The organism is Myxacorys chilensis, from assembly GCF_059505265.1.
In genome coordinates, this window is sequence record NZ_JCACKG010000171.1 from 1 (window position 1) to 4406 (window position 4406).

At 47.8% G+C, this 4406-nt stretch carries 6 protein-coding genes; 3 read left to right on the forward strand and 3 right to left on the reverse strand.

All coding sequences use genetic code 11. The features are described 5' to 3' along the window. Positions 1 to 97 precede the first annotated feature (97 nt). A complete protein-coding gene (locus AC5JLB_RS13875; protein WP_495874418.1) occupies positions 98 to 382 on the forward strand; it encodes an excalibur calcium-binding domain-containing protein in 285 nt (94 codons plus the stop codon). Positions 383 to 432: 50 nt separating this feature from the next. Here the strand turns inward: AC5JLB_RS13875 and AC5JLB_RS13880 are convergent, their stop codons facing one another. Next, on the reverse strand, positions 433 to 675 hold the full coding sequence (locus AC5JLB_RS13880; RefSeq protein ID WP_495874419.1) for a hypothetical protein: 243 nt from the start codon (positions 673 to 675) through the stop codon (positions 433 to 435). 75 nt (positions 676 to 750) lie between these two features. Then, positions 751 to 999, reverse strand: a complete 249-nt coding sequence (locus AC5JLB_RS13885; RefSeq protein ID WP_495874420.1) for a hypothetical protein — start codon at positions 997 to 999, stop codon at positions 751 to 753. A gap of 55 nt (positions 1000 to 1054) precedes the next feature. Between AC5JLB_RS13885 and AC5JLB_RS13890 the strand changes: the two genes are divergently transcribed. Further along, positions 1055 to 1699, forward strand: a complete 645-nt coding sequence (locus AC5JLB_RS13890; RefSeq protein ID WP_495872760.1) for a GIY-YIG nuclease family protein — start codon at positions 1055 to 1057, stop codon at positions 1697 to 1699. Positions 1700 to 2450: 751 nt separating this feature from the next. Here AC5JLB_RS13890 and AC5JLB_RS13895 read toward each other — a convergent pair. Further along, positions 2451 to 3119 carry a hypothetical protein gene (locus tag AC5JLB_RS13895; RefSeq protein ID WP_495874421.1) on the reverse strand — a complete coding sequence of 223 codons (669 nt, stop codon included), beginning with the start codon at positions 3117 to 3119 and terminating at the stop codon, positions 2451 to 2453. 181 nt (positions 3120 to 3300) lie between these two features. On the opposite strand from AC5JLB_RS13895, the gene AC5JLB_RS13900 reads away from it, so the two are divergent. After that, on the forward strand, positions 3301 to 4406 hold a 1106-nt coding region (locus AC5JLB_RS13900), incomplete at its 3' end, for an ISAs1 family transposase (RefSeq protein ID WP_495874422.1).

Sequence of the window (4406 nt, forward strand, 5' to 3'; positions counted from 1 at the left end):
AATCTAGCCGAGTTATAGGGTCTTTCATCCCTTGACTCTAGCGATTTTTCCTTTGCTTCGAGTGCCCTTCTCTCCTCGCTCTGCGTAAGTCCTATATTTGGCAGCTGAACGACTCGCGCAATTGCAAAGACTTGGGTTTTGGAATCAACCGAGCCCAGTGATGCCGTGGGAGTTTCGGCGAGGGAATGGGGGACAAAAGCCACCATCCTCGACACAAAAGCCGAAGCCAGCAGCACAACAATTTCCAGCGTGCGTCAATTCGGATTGTGACTGCTCTGACTTTGGGAGCAGAGCGCAGGTCGATGCCGTATTTCGGGCCTATCCTGGCGACCCCTTCCGTCTCGATGGGGATCGCGATGGAGTCCCCTGTGAAAGCCTCTAAGATGAAGCATTGCCCTGGCGCACTTTTCTCACACGACTATCTTGGGTTCGCTATCTGGCTCCGAAGCGATCATAGGCAATGGCTGTACGGTGAATCAAATGGTCTGTGAGAGATGATCGCATTTCTGCTTGTTGGAGTAGCAACCCATACTGATACTGCTTGAGCAAATAAACGAAGCTTTGCTGGGCCTGTGTCCTGATTGAGGCAGAGACCCAGTTTCTCGCACTATCAACAGGCAGAAGCCAGGGTTTCCTTTTTTTACGCTCTGGCAACAGCAGTGCTTGGGAAGCCATGACAAGGAATAACAACTGTTCTGTTGCGGCAATGCTGGTATGGATTGATGTCGCTCCGATCTCGATAGTGCATCGTTAGAGCTTCCAAGGTTCTTTTTGCCGATCGCCCAACCATACCTCAAGGCAGAGCAGCGCAAAGAAAATCACTGCAATCAAGGGACGATCGCTCGCATTAGCGAACCCAGCATCACGAGCAAGATCAGCCGCATCGAGAATAGTTTCAGCGTCAGGCACAAGCATCGTTACCTGAGTTTGCAAGTTAGCTCTTAGTTTCAGAACATGCATTTCTGAGGCGGCTTCTCCCACTGAGCGGTTCGACTCCAAATCAAAGTAAGATCTTTCTTGTCCAGCTTTGACTGACTCAACTGAGGCTTATCCTGTGAAATCCGAAAACAATGTCCCCATTGAACATCAGAACGTTCCAGCAGATCATCAGGGGCTGCATAGCTTTCTGTACGGTTCTGATGATGAGCATTGTTCAATCCCTTCACCAACAGCCCCGGTAAATGATGAATCCGAAGTGGTGCCAGTAGAAACTTGGCGATCGCTGATCAACAGGATCAAGGTTGCTGGGGTATATGCCGTTTTAGATGCCGATTGCCAGACCCAGTACATTGGCTATTCACGGGATGTGCAGCAGTCTTTGGAGGGACACATCGCCCAAAATGGGGTTGAAGTCTGCGCATTTATACGAGTTCAGACGTTTAAGGTTCCGAAGCGCCAGGCGATGGAAGCCCTGCAAAATGAGTGGATTGCCGCGCTGGATCAGATTCCGCCTGGGAATCAAGAGGGACAAGGAACATGGGCAAGGACAGTTGGCGAGGCATCTCGAGCAACTCAGTCAGCCTTTGAGCGGAATGCTTACGAGGACAAAAAGCTCAAGTTACGCAAGGCAATGGCAGATACGACCCTCGTCCATGAATTAGAGAAGGGCGAGACGCTGGATGATGCAGAGGCTGAGCGTCGGCGGAACTTAGAAACAGCGATTGAGAATGATGATTGGAGCGCAGTGGTTGAGTCTTAAAAGTTCTGGTAGCGGCTAGACATGGTGATGCTCCGAAGGATCGCCCATCAAACCGAAATACACCTGGAGCCGCTTCTAACTGGAGGCGGTTTTCTATTGGCGAAATGCAGAAGGCAAGAGTTCCATTGCTCTATCTACAGTCCCAATCCTCAAAGATTGCATTGAACCAGGTGTGTGAGACCTGCTATATAAAGACTCTCGGTTATTTAATAGGGCTTCTCACACACTATGGTCATACATTAAGGTATACCCAGTCTAAGTAGCGACTGAAATGGCTTATTGCAAAAGCTTCATGAAAATCTACTTCTACTTTGGGGTAGTAGGGGTCGCAGGTTCAAATCCTGTCGCTCCGATTGATAAAACCTCCTCTAGCAGGGGGTTTTGTCGTTTCTAGGCAAGGTTTTCAAAAATGCCCAATTCTCAATAGGAACCCCATAAAGCCTCACTTCAGCTAGGAGAAATTCAGATATTGGTATGAAACTGGTATGCGATACCAATCGCTTCGAGTTCTGAGAGAAGAACATATACCAATGCCAAAGATCGAGAACTTTAAAGGGAATTTGCGACTGAGACAGGGCAAACGCATCTTACCTGAACAATTACGAAGACGAGAAAGGCAGCAGATGATAGCCCTTCGAACAAGCTCTTTCATGCTACAACAATCAATACAGCTCTACTGACTAAACTTCTTTGATTAAGCGCAAGTTTGATCAAGGAAGTTTAAGCAATAGAAACCTGCCAAGCGAGCTTGTTATTCCTTAAACCGTTCCTTCACTGCTTTTTTAATCTCTTTAAACGTTGGATCTGGAAAAGTTGCTTCTTCTTTGCTATCTGTACCATCAAGGTTATATTTTCCGTACATAACTCCCAAAGGAAAGTACAAATTTTCTCCTTCTGTTCCAGCAGCACCTTTTTTGAGAAACAGCAAGTACTTTTTTCCCGGTTCCATAGGCGAGTACTCATCTAAGACTCGGACGACCATACGACCGTTCTGTTGAACCATGGCTGCTTGTTGTCCGACTCGAATCGTTTTGAGTACTGGATCTCCTTTGAAAACTTTTGTAGCCTTGAACGGAACTTCACTGATTGCTTGATGAACAAACCCTTCAAAATCTTTGATGAGGATTGCAGGTACGTCTGTGACGGATTTATCAGTTTTGCCAATGACGATGATATCGGCTCTTGCAATTAAGTCCTCAAGTCCTGAGATTGGCATTATGGAACCAAAGCTTCGACTAACAGGCTTTCCATTAATAGATTCTTGAGGATGGGTGGCGAGAGAACTGGAAATAGTGGACTCCGGAACAACGCTCGTTTTTACTTCTGAAGTCGAGGACTTGGTATGTAAATGAAGAGCTAAACCTGTTGAACCAATCAATACAGGCAAAGCCGCCAATAAAAGCGCTAAGTGTCTTCTCATGTTCTAATACCCCCATTTTCCTCGAAGATTATCTTTGTCATACTGTTGAGTGCCCAAGGTTTGTTGACCTTGACGCATAACCGCCGCTGCTGTGCCCTGTGTCACATGATCCATTGATACGGCGTGTCTTTTCGAGTGTTCATTAAGGGAAGATCCACTCATCTCCAATGCGTACAGACCGATGAAACTCAAACCGGCAGGAAAGCTATCCGACCACTTTAGCGAGATCGAAGACCCTCGAATCGAGCGCAGCAAACGGCACAAATTGATAGACCTGCTCACGATTGCGATTCTTGCCGTGATTTGCGGGGCGGACAGTTGGGTGGGCATGGAAAGCTTCGGACAAGCTAAGCAGACTTGGTTGAAACGTATCCTGGAGTTGCCGAACGGGATTCCTTCTCATGATACGTTTGCTCGTGTGTTTGCGCGGTTGAATCCAGAGCAGTTTCAGACGTGTTTTCTCAATTGGATACAGTCGTTTGTGCGCTTGAGTGCGGGGGAGGTGGTGGCAATTGATGGCAAAACGTTACGGCAATCCTACGATACGGCAGACGACAAAGCTGCGATTCACATGGTCAGTGCTTGGGCAACCGCGAACCGTTTGGTGCTAGGGCAGCGCAAAGTCGATGCGAAATCGAATGAGATCACGGCGATTCCCCAATTAATCAAAGTGCTTGAACTGGAAGGGTGCATCGTCACGATAGATGCGATGGGATGTCAGAAACAAATTGCCAAACAGATTGTCGAACGCAAGGCGGACTATATTTTGGCACTCAAAGACAATCAAGGCAACTTGTTTGCCGATGTGCAGCAGATTTTTGCTCATGCCCAATCTCGCAACTTTGCGGGCATTGAGCATACGTTTGACCAAACCATCGATAAAGGGCACGGGCGTGTGGAAATTCGTCGCTGCTGGACAATGGCACAGGTGGAGTTTTTAGTGGATGCCGAGAAATGGAAAAAGTTCACCACCATCGGGATGATTCAAGCAGAGCGCCGCTTCTCAGGGAAAGTCGAACGTGAGACTCGTTACTACATCAGCAGTTTATCCAGCGATGCGGCTCGATTATCCCAAGCGGTTCGCAGTCATTGGTTGGTGGAAAATGCTCTCCATTGGGTCTTAGACCTTGCGTTTGTGGAAGATACTTGTCGGGTTCGCAAAGACTTTGCACCTGAGAATTTTGCAGCTGTTCGCCATATTGCCTTGAACTTGCTGTCTCAGGACACCTCGCTGGCAGGGCTGTTTCATTGTCAGTGTAGAAAAGCTAGACTCAGCGGTGTCGTGAC